This is a genomic window from Acinetobacter sp. YH12218, from assembly GCF_013417925.1.
Lineage (GTDB): Bacteria > Pseudomonadota > Gammaproteobacteria > Pseudomonadales > Moraxellaceae > Acinetobacter > Acinetobacter amyesii.
Genome location: NZ_VPDB01000071.1, coordinates 1 through 15,800 on the forward strand (window position 1 = coordinate 1; position 15,800 = coordinate 15,800).

The window sequence follows — 15,800 nt, forward strand, 5'->3', positions numbered from 1 at the left end:
AGCGGATCATCAGGGCCACATTAGGATTCAAATCTATGAAGACGGCTTATGCCACAATTAAAGGTATTGAAGTCATGCGTGCACTACGTAAAGGACAAGCATCGTCATTTTATTATGGTCAGCCTCAGGGTGAAGTGTGTCTAATCAACAGGGTTTTCGGTCTCTAAGTACTTTTTAAAGGGAACATCATCGACTCAAATCTCTATTTGCAACAGTGCCGAATTTATACCCCATTGACCATTGCCACAATTTTTTCCTTTGCAGCCAATGAAGAACTCAAGGTCGAAGATCACAGTGGTTTAATTGAAGAAGAGTCTGCAGATATCCCGACCAAAATCAGTCAGTCCAATCGAGACAAGCTTGATCAATACATTGCTGAATACAATGCCAAATTTGGTCAGAACTACAACTCAGGCGATGAGTTCTATGCTTACTATCGTGACATTGCCAATCGAGTACGCAAAAAAGAAATTGATATCCTGCTTGTGGTGAATATGTTCCTAACTGGTTTTGACTCAAAACCACTCAACACCCTGTATGTCGATAAGAACCTTAAATATCACGGTCTAATCCAAGCCTTTTCACGTACCAACCGTATTCTGAATGCAGACAAACCATTCGGTAATATCCTGTGCTTTCGTAACTTAAAGCAAGCTACAGACCAAGCCCTCACCTTATTTTCAAACAAGGATGAAGCACAAAAAATTGTCCTAATCCCAAGTTTCGATAGCATTAAAGAAAAGTACAATGCTGCGGTTGCCCACTTACTCAGTATTGCCCCAGATCCGGACCAAGTACCCAATACGCTAGAAACTGAAGAACAACAATTGGAATACGTCAAAGCCTTCCGTGAGGTAATGCGGATCAATGCACAATTGGAAAACTTTGTAGAGTATGACCAAGATAGTACCGATTTAAACAAAGCAGAATTTCAGAAACATACCTCACAGTACAAATATCTGTACAACAACGTCCGTGTGGTCCAACCTAAAGACAAAGTATCGGTCCTCAATGACGTCAATTTCCAACTTGAACTGATCCACCGCGATACCGTAAATGTCGGTTATATCCTGAATTTACTGCAATCGGTGGTTAATCATAAAGATCCTGAAAAGAAGCAGCAGTATCGTTCCCAGGTACAAGATATCATCTCGACCAATCACAACTTGTACGACAAACAAGAGCTGATTCAAAAGTTTCTAGATGAAAACATTCCACGGATGGCCAATGGTCAAAGTGTTGAAGAGGCCTTTGCTCAGTTTTGGGATGTAGAAAAAGAGAAGGCTCTGGATGAACTATGTCAAAAAGAAGCCATCAAGCCTGAGATATTTAAAACGGTGCTCAGCCAATATGAATACACTAAACGTCTACCTAGCCGTGAAGATGTCAAAGACTTACCGATTAATCGTCCTAAGATCTCAGAACGGAAGACCCTGATGAATACCTTAGTTATCAAAACTCGAAACTTTATTGAAAAGTTCTATCTAGGTTTATAAACATCCCAGAATCAAAAAATGCCTGAAGTTCAGGCATTTTTTACATCATTATTCATCGCTTAAAAATAATTAAAAAACGAGAGTTTTAATCTTCTGAATACGATTTAATTTTTTCAAAAATTGGATAGAAATCCAATCCCTCATCTTTCATCGTAGAAATCAGCGCAACAATTACAGCAATATGTGTAGGCACGACACCTTGTTTACTATAGTTCGTAATTGAATTAGGTTTCATGTCCAATAATTCAGCAAATTCTTTAATAGAAAGCCCTGCTTTACCGATAAGACGTTGAAATTCAGTATATGGCATTGGAGTAAATTTATAGAAATGGTGTTTTGAAATTATAGCATAGGGTTATATTTACATAAAAACACATAAAATTATGTGGCAAACACATAAAATTATGTGTTATAAATAGCTTATCAACTAATCTATTTACCATCTATATAGGAGAAATCATTATGTATTCATACCCTAATGCAAATACTGAAAAGAAAATTGCACTGATGATCATCAATGACTTTTTCATTCAAAAAGCAAATGAACTTTGGATTTTTTTACAACTCGATCAGTGTTTTAACGATTATGAAGCAACACTGATTTGGACTCGACGGTATCTAGAGGAACATCCTGAAGGTGAATACAGCGATATTCAAAAGGCATTCCTTTCTTGCTTCCCAGACAATTTCTTTAACTTCGACTAGTAATTTAAGGATAGTCTTTTCTGTTTTGTAGCACTTTAAATCAGAATATAGGTCATACGAGAGAAAAAATTACATATAAAAAGCCCTTAATGATGAAGGGCTTTTTTACATCTAAAACGAATACAAATTAAAACCAAAATAGAATTAATTTAGTTTCAAATTAGTTTCTATTCTTCACTAAGTTTCTTCAAAGCAAAGCGGATAATTCCATTATGCGTTTGGCCATACTTTTCGGCCAATTCAACCAACAATTGATACTCATGTTCATTCATAGGAATTGTGTGTGTCTTGAATTTCCTAGGGGCTTTAGGATCTAGCTTTGTCACCTTTTGCTCATCTGCACCATTGATGAAAGAATCCATGTCAGGAGAGTTTGGTTTACTGATTTCTCTCTTCTTGATCATGCTAATAACTCCTTCATGAACGCCTCAAATTCGTCAACTGCTTTTGGGTTATTGGATTCAACTACACCTTTCCCTTCTGCTGCTACATCGCGATAAACCTTTCTGTCATGGATTACTGCAGATAAGGCCGTGAACGCAGGAAAATCTGCTAAATACTCATTTGCTTGTTGTACTTCTGATACAGATGGATTCGTAGGAGCTAAGGTGAGTAACCCAAATGGTTTGAGTTCTTCATTAAATGACTGTGCCTGATCTATGACTTCAGAAAGATGAGGTAAGGTATCCAGGTCAAATTGTGAAGGTCTAAATGGCACTACAAGATAATGAGCTGCCAACATTGCTGTTCTAAGCTCTTTACTGTCATGTCCTGCTACATCTACAACAACATAGTCATAACGGCTATTTAAGTCTTTCAGTGTGTTCTTGATGTCTCCATATCGTTGCACACAATGTACCTTAGGGAGATTTGTTTCATCTCTGTCCTTAACCCAGTTAGCTGAACTCTGTTGAGGATCTGCATCAACTAAAACAATGTCTTTGTTATGTTTAGCAAGATAAGTTGCTATATTGATGGCTATTGTGGATTTCCCACATCCACCTTTTTGGCTTCCAATTAAGATGATCATTTTACTTGTAATTTGTAACTAATTTGAATCTAATATAGTTATATTTTAGATTGATGTAAAGAATAGGTAAAAAATTAATAAATTCTTATTTAGTATAAGTCTACGTTTTCCCACCTATATGGAAATCGTTCTTTCATTTATCTTCATAACTGTAAATGGATACTCGTAAAACAAAAAATACTCTTAATTTTTAAACAATAACCGTTTTTATTTTTAAATACTTTTAATAATTTTATTTTTAAGACCTCTGCAAGCCTTATATAGCAAGCATTTCAGAGGTAATAAGTCTACGTTTTCCCACCTTTAAGTCTACGTTTTCCCACCTTTAAGTCTACGTTTTCCCACCTTTAAGTCTACGTTTTCCCACCTTTAAGTCTACGTTTTCCCACCTTGTGTCTACATGTGTAATTGATGTATCCTAATGCTATAATTAAAGGAAAAGATCCCAATAGTGAAAAATGATCTAGTCGTGAAGGATAACGCATTAATCAATGCTAGCTATAATCTGGATACAACAGAACAGAGACTGATTTTATTGGCAATTGTTCAAGCAAGAGAGTTAAGCAAGAATGTGGATGCGAATAGTCTTCTAGAGGTCCATGCTCATCATTACATGAAGCAATTCAATGTTGATAAGCACGCAGCCTATGAGGGGCTTAAAAACGCTGCTAGCAATCTCTTTGAGCGCAAATTCAGTTATAAGGGAATCCATGAGGGAACCCAGCAGGAAAAGATCGTCAAATCACGTTGGGTATCCAAAATAGCCTATGTTGATTCTGCAGGTATCGTAGAACTCACTTTTGCGCCTGATGTCATTCCATTAATTACGCAGCTTGAGAAGTCATTCACTGCTTATGAACTTAAGCAAATTAGCTCTCTTACAAGTAAGTATGCGATTCGCCTTTATGAGTTACTGATTCAATGGCGTAGTGTGGGAAAGACACCTATATTTGATATTGATGACTTTCGCTTCAAGCTTGGGTTAGCTAAGGGTGATTATGCGAAGATGGCAAACTTTAAGGTTCGAGTACTCGATATAGCATTAAACCAAATCAATGAGCTCACAGATATCACAGCTTCTTATGAACAACACAAAGTAGGGCGTACGATCAGTGGTTTCTCATTTACATTCACTGCTAAGCACCAACCTAAGGAAGTTACCCATACGAAGCCTAAGAAGCTCTCAGATAAGCAAATTCAATTCTTTGCCAATAAGCTAGCTCACTATGATCCATTTGCTAGTCAGAAAGCTGCAGTAGGTGAGAGTTATGCTGATCTTGAGAAAAGACTTCTGCTTGAACTACAAGATGAGAAGTTCATTCAAAAGTACAATGAGGTATTTAAGGAACTTGGTTTAGAGGTATAAATACAACTAAAATACATCTAATTTAAAATCAATATAATTTTATTTTAGTTGTTATTTAGTGGTAGAAATTAGACAGAGGCTGCAAGTCCTTTTGCCAAGTGCTCTGCTTACTCAAGTACAGTTTCTGTAGCCAGTAATGCCATATCATGTGGATAGTCATAATGCTTAAGCAAATGAATGGCGGACGCCTAATATTTCAATTTTACAGTTGAAACTGCCTTATTTTTTTATTGCAGATACACTGGTGTATATCACCCAAGTGGATGCTTTTGTCATTACCGCAAAAATCCACTACCTGGTACAATTTTTGGTGGGTGTTTTCCGATTAATATTTTGGTTGTTTGAGATAATATTGTTCGTGATTTACGCTCTTTGGATTTGATTAATAAATCAATTGTTATAATTGCTTTAACATTAATATTTAGTTCGGCTCATGCTAATTCTAAGATAGAAAATACTATGCGCTTAGCTGCTCAAGGGAATGCGGAAGCTCAGTACGAAATTGGGGTGCGATACGGTATGGTAGACTTTTACATCAAGACTATCTCAAATCATTTGAATGGTTATCTAAAGCTACAAATCAAGGTTATACGGATGCCCAAAATGCTCTAGGTGGGATTTATGCAAATGGTCATGGTTGTGATAAAGATTACGTCAAAGCGAATTACTAGTATCTAAAAGCTTCTAATGGTGGTAAATCTAGCAGTTCATATAATCTTGGTTTGAGCTATAAAAATGGTTGGGGTGTAAAACAAGATTATGCAAAGGCTTATGAATTATTTAATAAATCTGTTGAGCAGGGTCGAGGTGAAGAGGGAGCCGGTGCGCTTGTAAATCTAGCCTATATGTATATGTCAGGCACGGTAGTCGAGAAAAATTATAATAAAGCCTTTGAACTTTTAAGCAAAGCAGTCAAGATGGAAAAATCCGAAACTAATTCGACTGAGGCGCAAGCGGTCGCTCATTATAATTTAGGAGTTCTCTATGAGCGGTGTTTAGGTATGCCTCAAGATTATTCAAAAGTCTAAGAGCATTTTTTACATACAGCTAAGAATGGGAATATAGCAGCACACAAGCAATTAAGTTCTTATAATTCCAATGGTCAGCGTATCACTCAAGAGTACACCAATAGTAAATGACGCTCGAATATTGAATCACGAGGCTTTATGCCCCATTACATAAAAAAGCCCTCAAATTGGGGGCTTTTTTATAAATTAGTTCCAGTGGATGTTACCGTTTTCCTCAAACCGGCAGTTAGCCAATAAGTATTGCGTAATCACTTCGGTTGAAAGCATGTGATCGTAATAGTTGGTATAGATATTCAATAGCCCACGATTCAATTCTTCTAGGAATGCTTTGGTTGCTGTTTCATACGGTTCAGTCGTGACGGAACTCTTTACCTAAGCGGTCATGCTCAAGATCATCGATATAGCCATCGCTCAAGATAAAGGTGTAACCGATTTATTTACTCTTCTTTAAAAATTCTTTTAAATTGTCAGCAGTAATACCGCTGAAATTATTTTCTTGGAGAAAGGTCAGAACATCATCTATTGTTGCACCCAATTTGAAAAGATGAAGTAAAGTTTGCTTATGTTGAGTCAGCAGTTGATTCCGAGTTTTCGTCTTTTCCTTCATTTTTTCTATATGAAGCAGCAAAATACTCTCAAATTTCTTAGAGTCATTTTCACTATATATTTTTTCATTCTTCTCAACATATTTTGAAGAGCGAACAACAGATGTTTTTGCGATTTCAGGAGATGGCGTGGGCGAAAAACCAGGAGATTTATGATTTGAATCCTGTGTCTCAAGCTCTAAAAGATTCTGATTTTGCATTAGATTTTTCCTACAAAAATAAATATACAACCTCATTATTTGCAACATTCATTTTTATGAGTATGGCAAAAAGCAACTCTTTTTGGATTTTAAAATCTCTCAAAAAAGGTACTTTTTGCGATAAGAAAAAAACTAAAAAAATCGCATTATTTTTATCATATTTAGCCAATATCATGACTGCTAAAAAGGTACAGGATGGGACAAAAGATATCTTTTGTCCAAATACAAATCTCGAGCTCGCGATGCTCGGTCTCAATTTGCTTACAATAGAAAAAATGAATAGAAAAGATGCTTTTAAAAAACAGATGTTGATTCATCTGACTGAAGATGAATTTAAGCAAATTCAAGATGCCTGTAAGCAGACATCTTTGACGCAGTTTGACTACTTACGACATAAACTGTTGAGTACTTCGACCATCGGATTTATAGCACCAAATGACATTCATAATGTTCGCTTGCTCGGATTTATGCTCATAAAAATATTTAAAGAATTGGATGATTTAGAACAAGTTAAGTATGAGGTCGAACAGATTAAACAGGTGGTGCAAGAAGTAAAAATGCTCGTTCGTAAACTAAATGATGAGTTTGAAAAACGATGATTATTAAAGTTATAGAAAATACGACTGGAACATCTTCAGTAGAACAACGTGTGAATGGTCTGTCTGATTATATTCATGATCCCAAACCCTCACGCACTGATCTTTTATCAGATTACATTCATCAACTTCATCCAAGTGTTGATTTGAGTTCGATCGAGAAATGTGTTTATTCAAACGCTAGAAATTTTTTAGATGATGATCCGCAACAGCAAAAGCTGGAAATGTCACAAACTGCAAGTTTGAACAGCAAAGTGATTGACCCAATTGTTCATCTTACCGGCAGCTTTAAAAAATTTGAGGTCCCAACTATCGAACAATTAGAAGAACAAATCGACATTATCTCAAAACATCTGAAGGCAAAGGATCTGCAAATGCAGTACGCGGTGCATTTGGATACAGATAATGTGCATTTTCATTTGATCATCAATAAAGTGCATCCATTTTTAAAAAATAAGAATGGTGAAAATAAAGTAATCGATCTAGGAGAGGGCTGGCTCTATAAATCATTACAGCGTGCTGTCGCTGAAATTGAAGCAAAACAAGGCTGGGAGCCTGAACCAAATTCGATGTATATCTATGATCTCGAATCGAAAAAATGCAATGAAAATCCAAATTACATCGCTCAACCGAATGCTGAAAAAGTAAGTAGTAGAATTCGAGATCAAGAACATCGGCATCAAAAAAAAAGTGACATCACGGCAGGAATCATCCATGGCCAACAAAACATACAGCAAGTTAATAGTGTTATTCAGCATGTATTAAATAGTTCAGATTGTTGGCGAACATGGCATGAAAAACTTGCTTCACAGGGAATTTATTACGAAAAAAAGCGCAATGGTGCTATTTTCAATGTTAAGTTTGGGCAATATCATGAGCAAACGTTTAAAGCATCTTTATTTTGTAATAAAGCCACGACCGTAAAAAATTTAGAAAAAAAATGGGGGGACTTTGAACAGAATATGATGCCTGTTTCCAATGCAATTTTCAGAAAAAAATCAGCTACATCTACACAGTATAAGTTCAATGATCAACATCCTTACCATCTTTTTGAGCGACAAGATTTTTTAGTTCAAGATTTACATGAACAATATCTTAAGCTTAAAAATAAAAAAGATTCGATTACTGCATTACGTAAATCTACCTACAAAGAGATTCATTTTGAAAATGAAATTTATCAAAATAATAAAAATCATTGGTTAAAATCATTTAAAAAAACGTATCCAAATCAATCTACGCAGAGCATTTTTACACTTCTGCATTATCAAAATCAGGCAGAACAAACTCAACTTAGAAAATTACAGAGAGAGAATTTTAGCCAATCTCATGAAAAATTAAGTCAAAAAGTCTTGCAAGATACACAAGCTAAATTCTCATTGCTTCCAAAATTTAGTTCTTCAAAAATTACCTCTTATGCCGATTTTTTAAAATATATATCGCCTCTGCATCATCTATCGATACAGCAACAGTTTTTATTGGATCAACGACAATCTCGAAACTTTATTCGACAAGATAATCCAAAAATTAAAACCGCGAAGATCATTTATGACCATCATCAGCCCAACGAGCCCATCGCGATTCAAAATCAGTATGGAATTTTGGTATTCAGTAATTATTCTGTTCCACGCCTTTATCAATGCATACAACATCTCGACTCAAATGCGAAAGCCACTCCAACTGGTCTACCAGAATTTAAAAAGTTATATGCAGTCGCTGTACAATCATTTGAAAATGACGAGAAACTTGTTGATATAAATGAAAAAAGAGTATTGCCGAGTCTTAAGAAATTGTCGCAATCTGGATTGGAAGCATGTTTTAACTTAATTTTTAAAAAATTTATATCAGAGAGTCAGAATCAAAGTACCGCACTTGTGAAAACAAGTATGCTTTTAAATTGTTGTGATATAGATTTGATGAAACTGCAACTCACGTTAAAAAATTGTGTAGATAGCAATATTATTTCAGGCTTCAACGAAAAAAGTCAGAAGATACTGATACAAAGAGTGAATAACTTAATACAAACTCAGTCGACTGAGCTAAATAAACAATATTTTAATTCAAAAGAGATCGAATACTGTTGGAAACTATATTTAAACCTAGAATCAGTACTAGATGCATCTGTAGGCCAACAGCCTCCGAAGATGAGACCCATTTATTCTTCTCCTGGATCTGATCTGAGATTAATCCCAAAAAATGAAACAAATAAAAACTATCAGCGTTCTGAAAGCTTATCTGAACTAGATTATTTACAGATTCAACAGTATTTTGAGTATCGTCAAAATAGTAATTTAAAGAAGAAAAAAGAAAATAAGTTGTCAAATACACTAGATTCTCAAGATCCGAAAATCACAGAAGATCAAAACAAGAAACAGAAATATTTTTCTCATAATAAATATGCAATTGAATACAAATTTGGGCAAAAGTTTTATATAGATCAGCGAAAAGTTGCTTTTTTTGAAAGAGATAATTCACCAGAAATTATAGTCGTGAGTGAACAAAAAAAGCATATTGAGGATGCACTCTTACTTGCTCTAGATAAATTCGGGTCAGTTCTAGTATCAGGAACAGATGATTTTAAAAGGCAAGTTCAAGAGATTGCACAATTAACAAAAATAGAAATCACATTTGATATTGCGCCAGCGAAAGAAAAAAATCATGTTAAGGAGGAAGAATTTGCCAATAAAAACGTTGAAATAGTGAATGAGTCTTTAGAGCCAATATTTGCAAATCAGATACCAAAAAACAAAAATAATAATGAATTTAATATTAATAAAAATAAAGATTTAGATTGTATTGAGGATCGTGGTCCCTCAGAGAAAATAAATGATTCTCCAGAGTTTTGCTTATAGTTTGATTAAAAAAAATGAATGAATTTTGGTGTATAAAGTTTATGTATTACGTGAATATTACGTTATAAATATATCTACCTACGGTAACAACTGACTCTCAATTAGATGATTATGTTTGTTGTTTAGTCGCAAGGAAGAGACGTCACTCTTAATTAAAAGACATGAATCTAGAGCTTTTTTTTCATGTAATTTTTATTTAAGGGTGCATAATGTCTGAATCAACAATATATAGTTACTTTCTTAATGATATTTTAGATGAAATTACATACAGTTCATCGGATATTATTTCTATATCTGTTAAAAAAAATTATTTTGAAAGCTTGGACGAGTATTGCAATCGTGTTAGTTCAATTCGATTTTTTACATATAAATATAAAAGTGATAAATACTATAAGGTGATCAATGGTTTAATTAGTAGCTATTCAATAGGAAATAAAGAAAATTTGATTAATTTTAGATGTGATTTAGACAATTTAATAAGTAAATCAGATCTAATAACGAAGAAGTTATATCTTAGAAAAATTTTTTTACAAAAAAATAGATAATTGCCAAAAAAAATGCTAATCATAGTCAAAAAGAACTAAATTTTATTCGATTAAGGTGATGTAAAATTTTACCAAGATTACTTTCATCATCTGGGACTATAAAATTATGGAAACTATTGATAATACTAGTAATTCACTGAAAAAGTATCCTTTTAGTGAAGCAGAATTGCTTGAAAATATAGATGAATATAATGCACATGCAGATGAAATTGCTATAGTTATAGAAAGCGAGTGTGTTGAGTCGTCTTTCATATTTCGGCCTGACAGTACAAATGAACAAAACCGTACAACTACAGACTTACAAGAAAATGTACAGCCTGAAACTATCAATAAAATAGAAAACAATAATTCCTCTCCATCTCTAATCAATCGCTTTGAAAGAGGAATTAAAGCTTTCTTTAAGTAATATTAATGTTTCACTAAGGTACAGTGTGCTCATGCACTTTTAGAACTTATATAAACTAATATCTATTAGTGTTTTTTTAACAAAATCAAAGCTAAACTTATAGTTTTTATAATATGAATCAGGTTTATCTAAATTATTATTTAAGCCATTCAAAATATCATTTTTAAGTTCGCTTGGACTCGTACTCGTACTATTTTCTACTAATCTTGAAATATATGAGTTCAGTTTATTTACTGATCTCCGATAAGATTCGAGATTTTTATTATCAACATTCTCCTCTAAAAACAATATTTTATTATTTATATCAATGATTAAGTTTTCTATTTTATTAAAGGCATTTATTAGTCCTTTGTCTGTTACCTCATAATTTATAAGGTAATCTATATGCTTATGAAATTCACAAACCTCATAAAAAAGAGTTTTAGCTTCATTGGCTATAACTTCTTTTCCTTTTTGATCATGCCATTGGTTATACAAGTAAACAGCAACTATAATTGGTGAAGCAATGGTTGCTACTGCACCTGTGAAGCCTGCTATTGCTCCCCAATCCCAACTACAAACGTCCATCTATTACCCTTTTAAAACTCTATAAACAGTAGCTACGCCACAATTAACAGCTTTTGCTATTTCCTCTTTTGTTAGTCCTTTATTGGCTAACTCTTTGATTCTAATATATTTAGCAGTATCAGCTTTCTTACCTGTTGGCTTATATCCTGATCTTTCTAAACCTTGTTTAATACGTTCCCTACGCTTGTCATTGTCTAAGCGAGCCATAGTAGCCAACAAATCTATAAGCATGTTGTTTACAAGGTTCAGGATAGAGCTTGTAATGGCATCGTTTGGGCTAACAAGCATGTGTGTAGTTGGCAGATCAGCAATATGAACTTCATCTATCGACCCTAGGAGATCAATCTAATGGCTAAAACCTTACAAGAATTATTGGCTAATCGCTCTCCAGAGAGCCAAGCACGTATTCAACAAATGGCTGAAGAATTGCTATTAGAAAATCAGCTTTACTTGATTCGTGAAGAATTAGAGATTTCTCAAAAAGAATTAGCTGAAACCCTTGGAATCAAGCAACCATCTCTTTCAGCTATTGAAAACCGTGGTCATGATTTAAAAATTTCAACGATGAAAAAGTATGTTGAAGCAATGGGTGGAAAACTTCGTATTGATGTAGAACTTCCAACAGGAAAACATATTGGATTCAACGTCTAATAAAAGAGTAGCTTAAGCTACTCTTTTAAATTGATTCAATTACTACTCATTTAGTTCTAGGCGGTGGTTTAATATTATTAACAGTATCGTTATTTTTGGGTGGAGTATAACCAAACTTCCCATTATCATCTGATTTAGATGGCTGAACCTGTGGCGTATAACCTTTTTCGATATTAGTTTTCTGATTCATAAAACTTTATTTCTTCCTTGGTGGTGGTGCGTAGGTTGTTTCTGGTCCTGAACGTGTCGTATAACCATTTTTAGGTAACTTATCAGGTTTCTGTGAAACTGTTGTTAGCTTTGATGGGGTATATCCATCATTAACAATAACTTTCTTTCCAGTATTATTCTCTTGCGTCATTTGGTTCACCTGTTTCTTGCTTAAGCTCTTGTAATGTAAAAAATTCTATAGTTTTAATATCTTTAGATAATATCATTATTCCGGAAGAATCATTAACTTTTCGAATAAATCCTTCTTCATCTACAAGCCATTGTTCTGAAATAAAAATTTGAGGTTCTTCAGGGTAACTAGAAGAAAAGGATCCTGCTCCATATTTTCCACCTAATATTGTTCCATCTTTTAATGTCACTATAAGCCAATAAAAGTTTCTTTGGCTAAATACGTAATCCCATGGGGAATTTGTGGGATGAGGTAAAAAATTATTTACCCACTCTATTTTTCTTATGAATAGCCAAGCGACTGGTATGACAGCTGGAAAAATTAATATTAAACTTGTTATAAATAAAACATGTTTCCACGTAATAATTGAAAAATCTTGAAGGGTTGCCGATATTAGATAAATAGGTAAATGTATAGCGTACGATAAACAGCTATACATAATTGAGCTAAACATCTGAGTTGAAAAATCTGGTAATTTTCCTGGGCACAATAAATTATAGACTTTCAGACTAATAAAGCCTGGCATGATGAAAAAGATAAATATCCAGATACTATCTAGGTTTGGAATACTCAATTCAAATCAACCGAATATGTTTAATATTATTAGAAGACTCAAAGCATACAATTAAAGTTGTCCCTGATACATAGGATTTTCATTTAACATAAAATCTCTTATGCGAAGTCCATTTGAAAATTATCAAAGATTAATGATTTTTTGATATTTTTTTCACTTTAATGTAGGCACAGATGCAGAGTAAAACTCCTGAGAACACCCAAACATAAGCACCTATTAGAACTGGTTGGCTGTTTTTGCCATCTATCACTAAAATAGTGACAAGACCATAGCTCATCATTGCTAAAGTTATACAGCTCCAACGAAATGACTTGGGATCATTTTCATTTAATAAAAAATATGTAAAAACGAGTGATAAATTTGCCCAAATTGGAAAAACTAAAATAATGGGGGCGATTAAAAATTGTAAAAAAAACGAATATACAAAAAGTTCATAACCTTTCATGCCATCGAATACAGGAAGAAGCCATGAAATAATCAGAATTAAAACGGCCATTAATGAAAAAAAATCGACAATCTTTTCTTTAAAAAAAAATTTCATTATGAATACTTTATAAGTAATTAATCGCAGTTTACTTCAAATGTCTTACTGGTATATAGAGCATAAAAAAGCCCGACATCCTGTCGGGCTTTTTCGTATTGGTTCGCTTGGCATAACTCCTGTCGTGCCGCCGATCCTTGTGCGATTATTTATTTTTATTCTGCGGAACGTCCTGTTCTCTTATGACTTCATAATATTAAAGACCAGCTTGGATGAACATCAGCAAAATCCCTAAATTAATGTGCGCTCAGGCGTACAAAATTGGTTGATTTTTATCCCAAGAGTTGTCCGCAGAAATTGGGGATAATTTAACGATTCGCTGTATTGATAATTCAGAGAAAAACGACATTTTGATTAAAAATTAATCAAAAATATTGGCAATAAGTATCAAAATTGCTCAAAAAGAAACCGACTTGTTTCAAAGTCGGTTTTTTGCGGTTTTTGAGGTCGGTCAAAAATTTTTAACTATATGAAAAACATAGGATTTTTAAAAAGCATTTCGTATAACCTCCATTATGTTAAATAGGGAATTCAAAGCTCTTTCTAAGAGTTGGTATAGTGGTAATACTTATTGAGTGCGTAAAAGAATTAGATTAATAAAATACTCAAAAGAAAAATAGTAAAAGGGAACTTACAGAAAATAAGTTACCGGCTCTTAAAATTATATTTAAACAAAGAAGCCCAACTAAATGATTGGGCTTCCTCATATCTAACTTTACCTTATGATTTTCATCAGTGTACTGCAAGAATTTAGACTACTTGTTGACTTGAACACCTTTAAAAATCAATTTCTCTTTTTTTTGTGTTTCTATAAGCAGTTGTGCCTGCCCCTTACGAGATTGAAGATATAATGTGGGAGCATTCACCAGAATATCTATCATCGTACTTTCACGTAAGTTGATATCATCAGGACAGCCCATCATTGTGGCAACAATTGGTTGTTCAGCATATAAATGATTGCCCTTAAAATGAATACCAATCGAATTTATATTACAAAACAAATTCCCAATATACAGCATCTTTTCTGCAAATTTTAGCGTGATAGGTTGGTCAGGTTTTGAAGCCAGAAATAATGAATCTATACGTTCACTATTAGCATTTGTTGCCTCGATTAATTCCCAAGAAAATTGCGCCAAGGTCTGCTCACTAAAGGACATCACTTGTAATTCTTGTATCTTGGACTGATCGGCTGATGAAGGCTTATGACAAGCGCTCAAAAGTCCAACGACGAACATCAGTATAAATATTCTAGTCATCGTTATTGTCCGTATAATAATGAGTAACCCTCTTTATAGAGTTCATCAGTAGACATATAGGTCATATATCCATTAGGTTTGGCGGCACCTCCGCAATACCCCTGACCTTTCATGGAAGAACTCCATGTGCCTTGATAAGTTGCAGTAGATAATAACCCTGCCGCCACACTTCCAATAAAGATTGGACCACCACTATCGCCACCCCAACAATCCAACGTTGGACCTGAAACTTTTACCCATGTTGCATTACACACACCTGCCCCTGATGGTCCACATTTATTGTCAGTACCAAATGCTTTAAATGCGGTCGACTGAACCGTACCACAACTATAACCAGTTTTCATTCCATAATGACAGACATACGTACCAACAGGTGTGTTACCTTGTGTACGTCGACCAGTTAGAGTTTTGACCACATTGTCACTGGCGAAAAATTCTGGGTTCAAGGTATGTGTAGATGATACTAAACTCATGGTTTGGAAATCCTGACTACCATTCCAGAAGTCTCCCACAAAGGTTAGTGCAATATTATCATTGCCAGTTGTCTTGCGGTCATCTACAGTAATTTTGTAATTCTTACAGTGAGCCGCTGTGGTCGCAAATTTTGTACCCGCAGCGTTTTTCACATTAAAACCTGTTGTACAATTATAAAAAGTGGTTGAAGTTGTACTATCCGCCATCAGCATGGTTTCTGCTGCCCTTACTGCGGCACTATGTCTTAATGGAATATTAGTGGTCGTTACTTTAAGTGGGACATTGGTTAATGTTCTAGGTTTTTCACTGCTCAGTAATTTCAAACCCTGTGTTTGGTTGGTTGCAGTATGCTTTGGATCATAAAGCTCTAAATCAATGCTATTTTCGGCACTGTTGCAAATAGTCGGTGGTGATAAACTTATCATCCCCTTTTGCTGATGGAGCTGCACATGAACCCATTCAAAGGCCGGCATTTTCAGCGTGACATCATTCTGTGGGCCGTACGCTGGTA

Annotated in this window: 17 protein-coding genes and 4 pseudogenes; 10 read left to right on the forward strand and 11 right to left on the reverse strand. The window is 34.4% G+C overall.

Going from position 1 to position 15,800, the window contains the following annotated elements; all coding sequences use genetic code 11:
- A pseudogene (locus FTV03_RS14750) lies at positions 1–167 on the forward strand (IS6 family transposase); the annotation flags it as partial.
- Between the two features lie 45 nt (positions 168–212).
- Positions 213–1,496: pseudogene (locus tag FTV03_RS14755) on the forward strand (type I restriction endonuclease subunit R); the annotation flags it as partial.
- Positions 1,497–1,581: 85 nt separating this feature from the next.
- On the opposite strand, the gene FTV03_RS14760 reads toward FTV03_RS14755, so the two are convergent.
- The gene (locus FTV03_RS14760; protein ID WP_180041982.1) at positions 1,582–1,806 is read right to left on the reverse strand and encodes an XRE family transcriptional regulator; all 225 of its coding nucleotides are present in this window, start codon (positions 1,804–1,806) and stop codon (positions 1,582–1,584) included.
- 152 nt (positions 1,807–1,958) lie between these two features.
- On the opposite strand from FTV03_RS14760, the gene FTV03_RS14765 reads away from it, so the two are divergent.
- Entirely contained in the window at positions 1,959–2,201 is a 243-nt protein-coding gene (locus FTV03_RS14765) for a hypothetical protein (RefSeq protein ID WP_180041984.1), read from the forward strand.
- Between the two features lie 167 nt (positions 2,202–2,368).
- On the opposite strand, the gene FTV03_RS14770 is transcribed toward FTV03_RS14765, so the two are convergent.
- The gene (locus FTV03_RS14770; RefSeq protein ID WP_180038290.1) at positions 2,369–2,605 is read right to left on the reverse strand and encodes a hypothetical protein; all 237 of its coding nucleotides are present in this window, start codon (positions 2,603–2,605) and stop codon (positions 2,369–2,371) included.
- Positions 2,602–3,231 carry an AAA family ATPase gene (locus tag FTV03_RS14775; RefSeq protein ID WP_180041986.1) on the reverse strand — a complete coding sequence of 210 codons (630 nt, stop codon included), beginning with the start codon at positions 3,229–3,231 and terminating at the stop codon, positions 2,602–2,604. The genes FTV03_RS14770 and FTV03_RS14775 overlap by 4 nt, the downstream gene beginning before the upstream one ends.
- 451 nt (positions 3,232–3,682) lie before the next feature.
- On the opposite strand from FTV03_RS14775, the gene repM reads away from it, so the two are divergent.
- The 3 genes and pseudogenes from repM to FTV03_RS14790 form a co-directional block, all read left to right on the forward strand.
- Positions 3,683–4,597: a replication initiation protein RepM gene (gene repM, locus FTV03_RS14780; protein WP_180041988.1), complete on the forward strand. Its 915-nt coding sequence runs from the start codon at positions 3,683–3,685 to the stop codon at positions 4,595–4,597.
- A 512-nt stretch (positions 4,598–5,109) separates the two neighbouring features.
- Complete coding sequence (locus tag FTV03_RS18220) at positions 5,110–5,268, forward strand: SEL1-like repeat protein (RefSeq protein WP_180042005.1); 159 nt, start codon at positions 5,110–5,112, stop codon at positions 5,266–5,268.
- A 45-nt stretch (positions 5,269–5,313) separates the two neighbouring features.
- Positions 5,314–5,625 (forward strand): annotated as a pseudogene (locus FTV03_RS14790) (tetratricopeptide repeat protein); the annotation flags it as partial.
- A 433-nt stretch (positions 5,626–6,058) separates the two neighbouring features.
- Here FTV03_RS14790 and FTV03_RS14795 read toward each other — a convergent pair.
- Positions 6,059–6,430 carry a hypothetical protein gene (locus tag FTV03_RS14795; protein WP_180041992.1) on the reverse strand — a complete coding sequence of 124 codons (372 nt, stop codon included), beginning with the start codon at positions 6,428–6,430 and terminating at the stop codon, positions 6,059–6,061.
- Here FTV03_RS14795 and FTV03_RS14800 point away from each other — a divergent pair.
- The 3 genes from FTV03_RS14800 (at position 6,397) to FTV03_RS14810 (ending at position 10,826) form a co-directional block, all read left to right on the forward strand.
- Positions 6,397–7,029, forward strand: a complete 633-nt coding sequence (locus FTV03_RS14800; RefSeq protein WP_180041993.1) for a hypothetical protein — start codon at positions 6,397–6,399, stop codon at positions 7,027–7,029. The genes FTV03_RS14795 and FTV03_RS14800 overlap by 34 nt on opposite strands.
- Entirely contained in the window at positions 7,026–9,875 is a 2,850-nt protein-coding gene (locus FTV03_RS14805) for a relaxase/mobilization nuclease domain-containing protein (RefSeq protein WP_180041995.1), read from the forward strand. Before FTV03_RS14800 ends, FTV03_RS14805 begins: the two co-directional genes overlap by 4 nt.
- A 651-nt stretch (positions 9,876–10,526) precedes the next feature.
- Positions 10,527–10,826: a hypothetical protein gene (locus FTV03_RS14810; RefSeq protein ID WP_180041980.1), complete on the forward strand. Its 300-nt coding sequence runs from the start codon at positions 10,527–10,529 to the stop codon at positions 10,824–10,826.
- 39 nt (positions 10,827–10,865) lie between these two features.
- Here the strand turns inward: FTV03_RS14810 and FTV03_RS14815 are convergent, their stop codons facing one another.
- A complete protein-coding gene (locus FTV03_RS14815) occupies positions 10,866–11,393 on the reverse strand; it encodes a hypothetical protein (RefSeq protein WP_180038296.1) in 528 nt (175 codons plus the stop codon).
- A 3-nt stretch (positions 11,394–11,396) separates the two neighbouring features.
- A pseudogene (locus tag FTV03_RS14820) lies at positions 11,397–11,705 on the reverse strand (helix-turn-helix domain-containing protein); the annotation flags it as partial.
- Positions 11,706–11,741: 36 nt separating this feature from the next.
- Here FTV03_RS14820 and FTV03_RS14825 point away from each other — a divergent pair.
- Positions 11,742–12,044: a helix-turn-helix domain-containing protein gene (locus tag FTV03_RS14825; protein WP_180041997.1), complete on the forward strand. Its 303-nt coding sequence runs from the start codon at positions 11,742–11,744 to the stop codon at positions 12,042–12,044.
- Positions 12,045–12,240: 196 nt separating this feature from the next.
- Here the strand turns inward: FTV03_RS14825 and FTV03_RS14830 are convergent, their stop codons facing one another.
- The 5 genes from FTV03_RS14830 to FTV03_RS18225 all read right to left on the reverse strand — a co-directional run.
- Positions 12,241–12,405, reverse strand: coding sequence for a hypothetical protein (locus FTV03_RS14830; protein ID WP_180041999.1), 165 nt, complete (start codon positions 12,403–12,405; stop codon positions 12,241–12,243).
- Positions 12,389–13,018, reverse strand: a complete 630-nt coding sequence (locus FTV03_RS14835; RefSeq protein ID WP_180042001.1) for a DUF6338 family protein — start codon at positions 13,016–13,018, stop codon at positions 12,389–12,391. The genes FTV03_RS14830 and FTV03_RS14835 overlap by 17 nt, the downstream gene beginning before the upstream one ends.
- A 130-nt stretch (positions 13,019–13,148) precedes the next feature.
- Positions 13,149–13,559, reverse strand: a complete 411-nt coding sequence (locus FTV03_RS14840) for a hypothetical protein (protein WP_180042003.1) — start codon at positions 13,557–13,559, stop codon at positions 13,149–13,151.
- A gap of 755 nt (positions 13,560–14,314) precedes the next feature.
- Positions 14,315–14,815: an META domain-containing protein gene (locus FTV03_RS14845; RefSeq protein WP_074163995.1), complete on the reverse strand. Its 501-nt coding sequence runs from the start codon at positions 14,813–14,815 to the stop codon at positions 14,315–14,317.
- 2 nt (positions 14,816–14,817) lie between these two features.
- A partial coding sequence (locus FTV03_RS18225; protein WP_373683432.1) for a S1 family peptidase occupies positions 14,818–15,800 on the reverse strand: 983 nt, incomplete at its 5' end.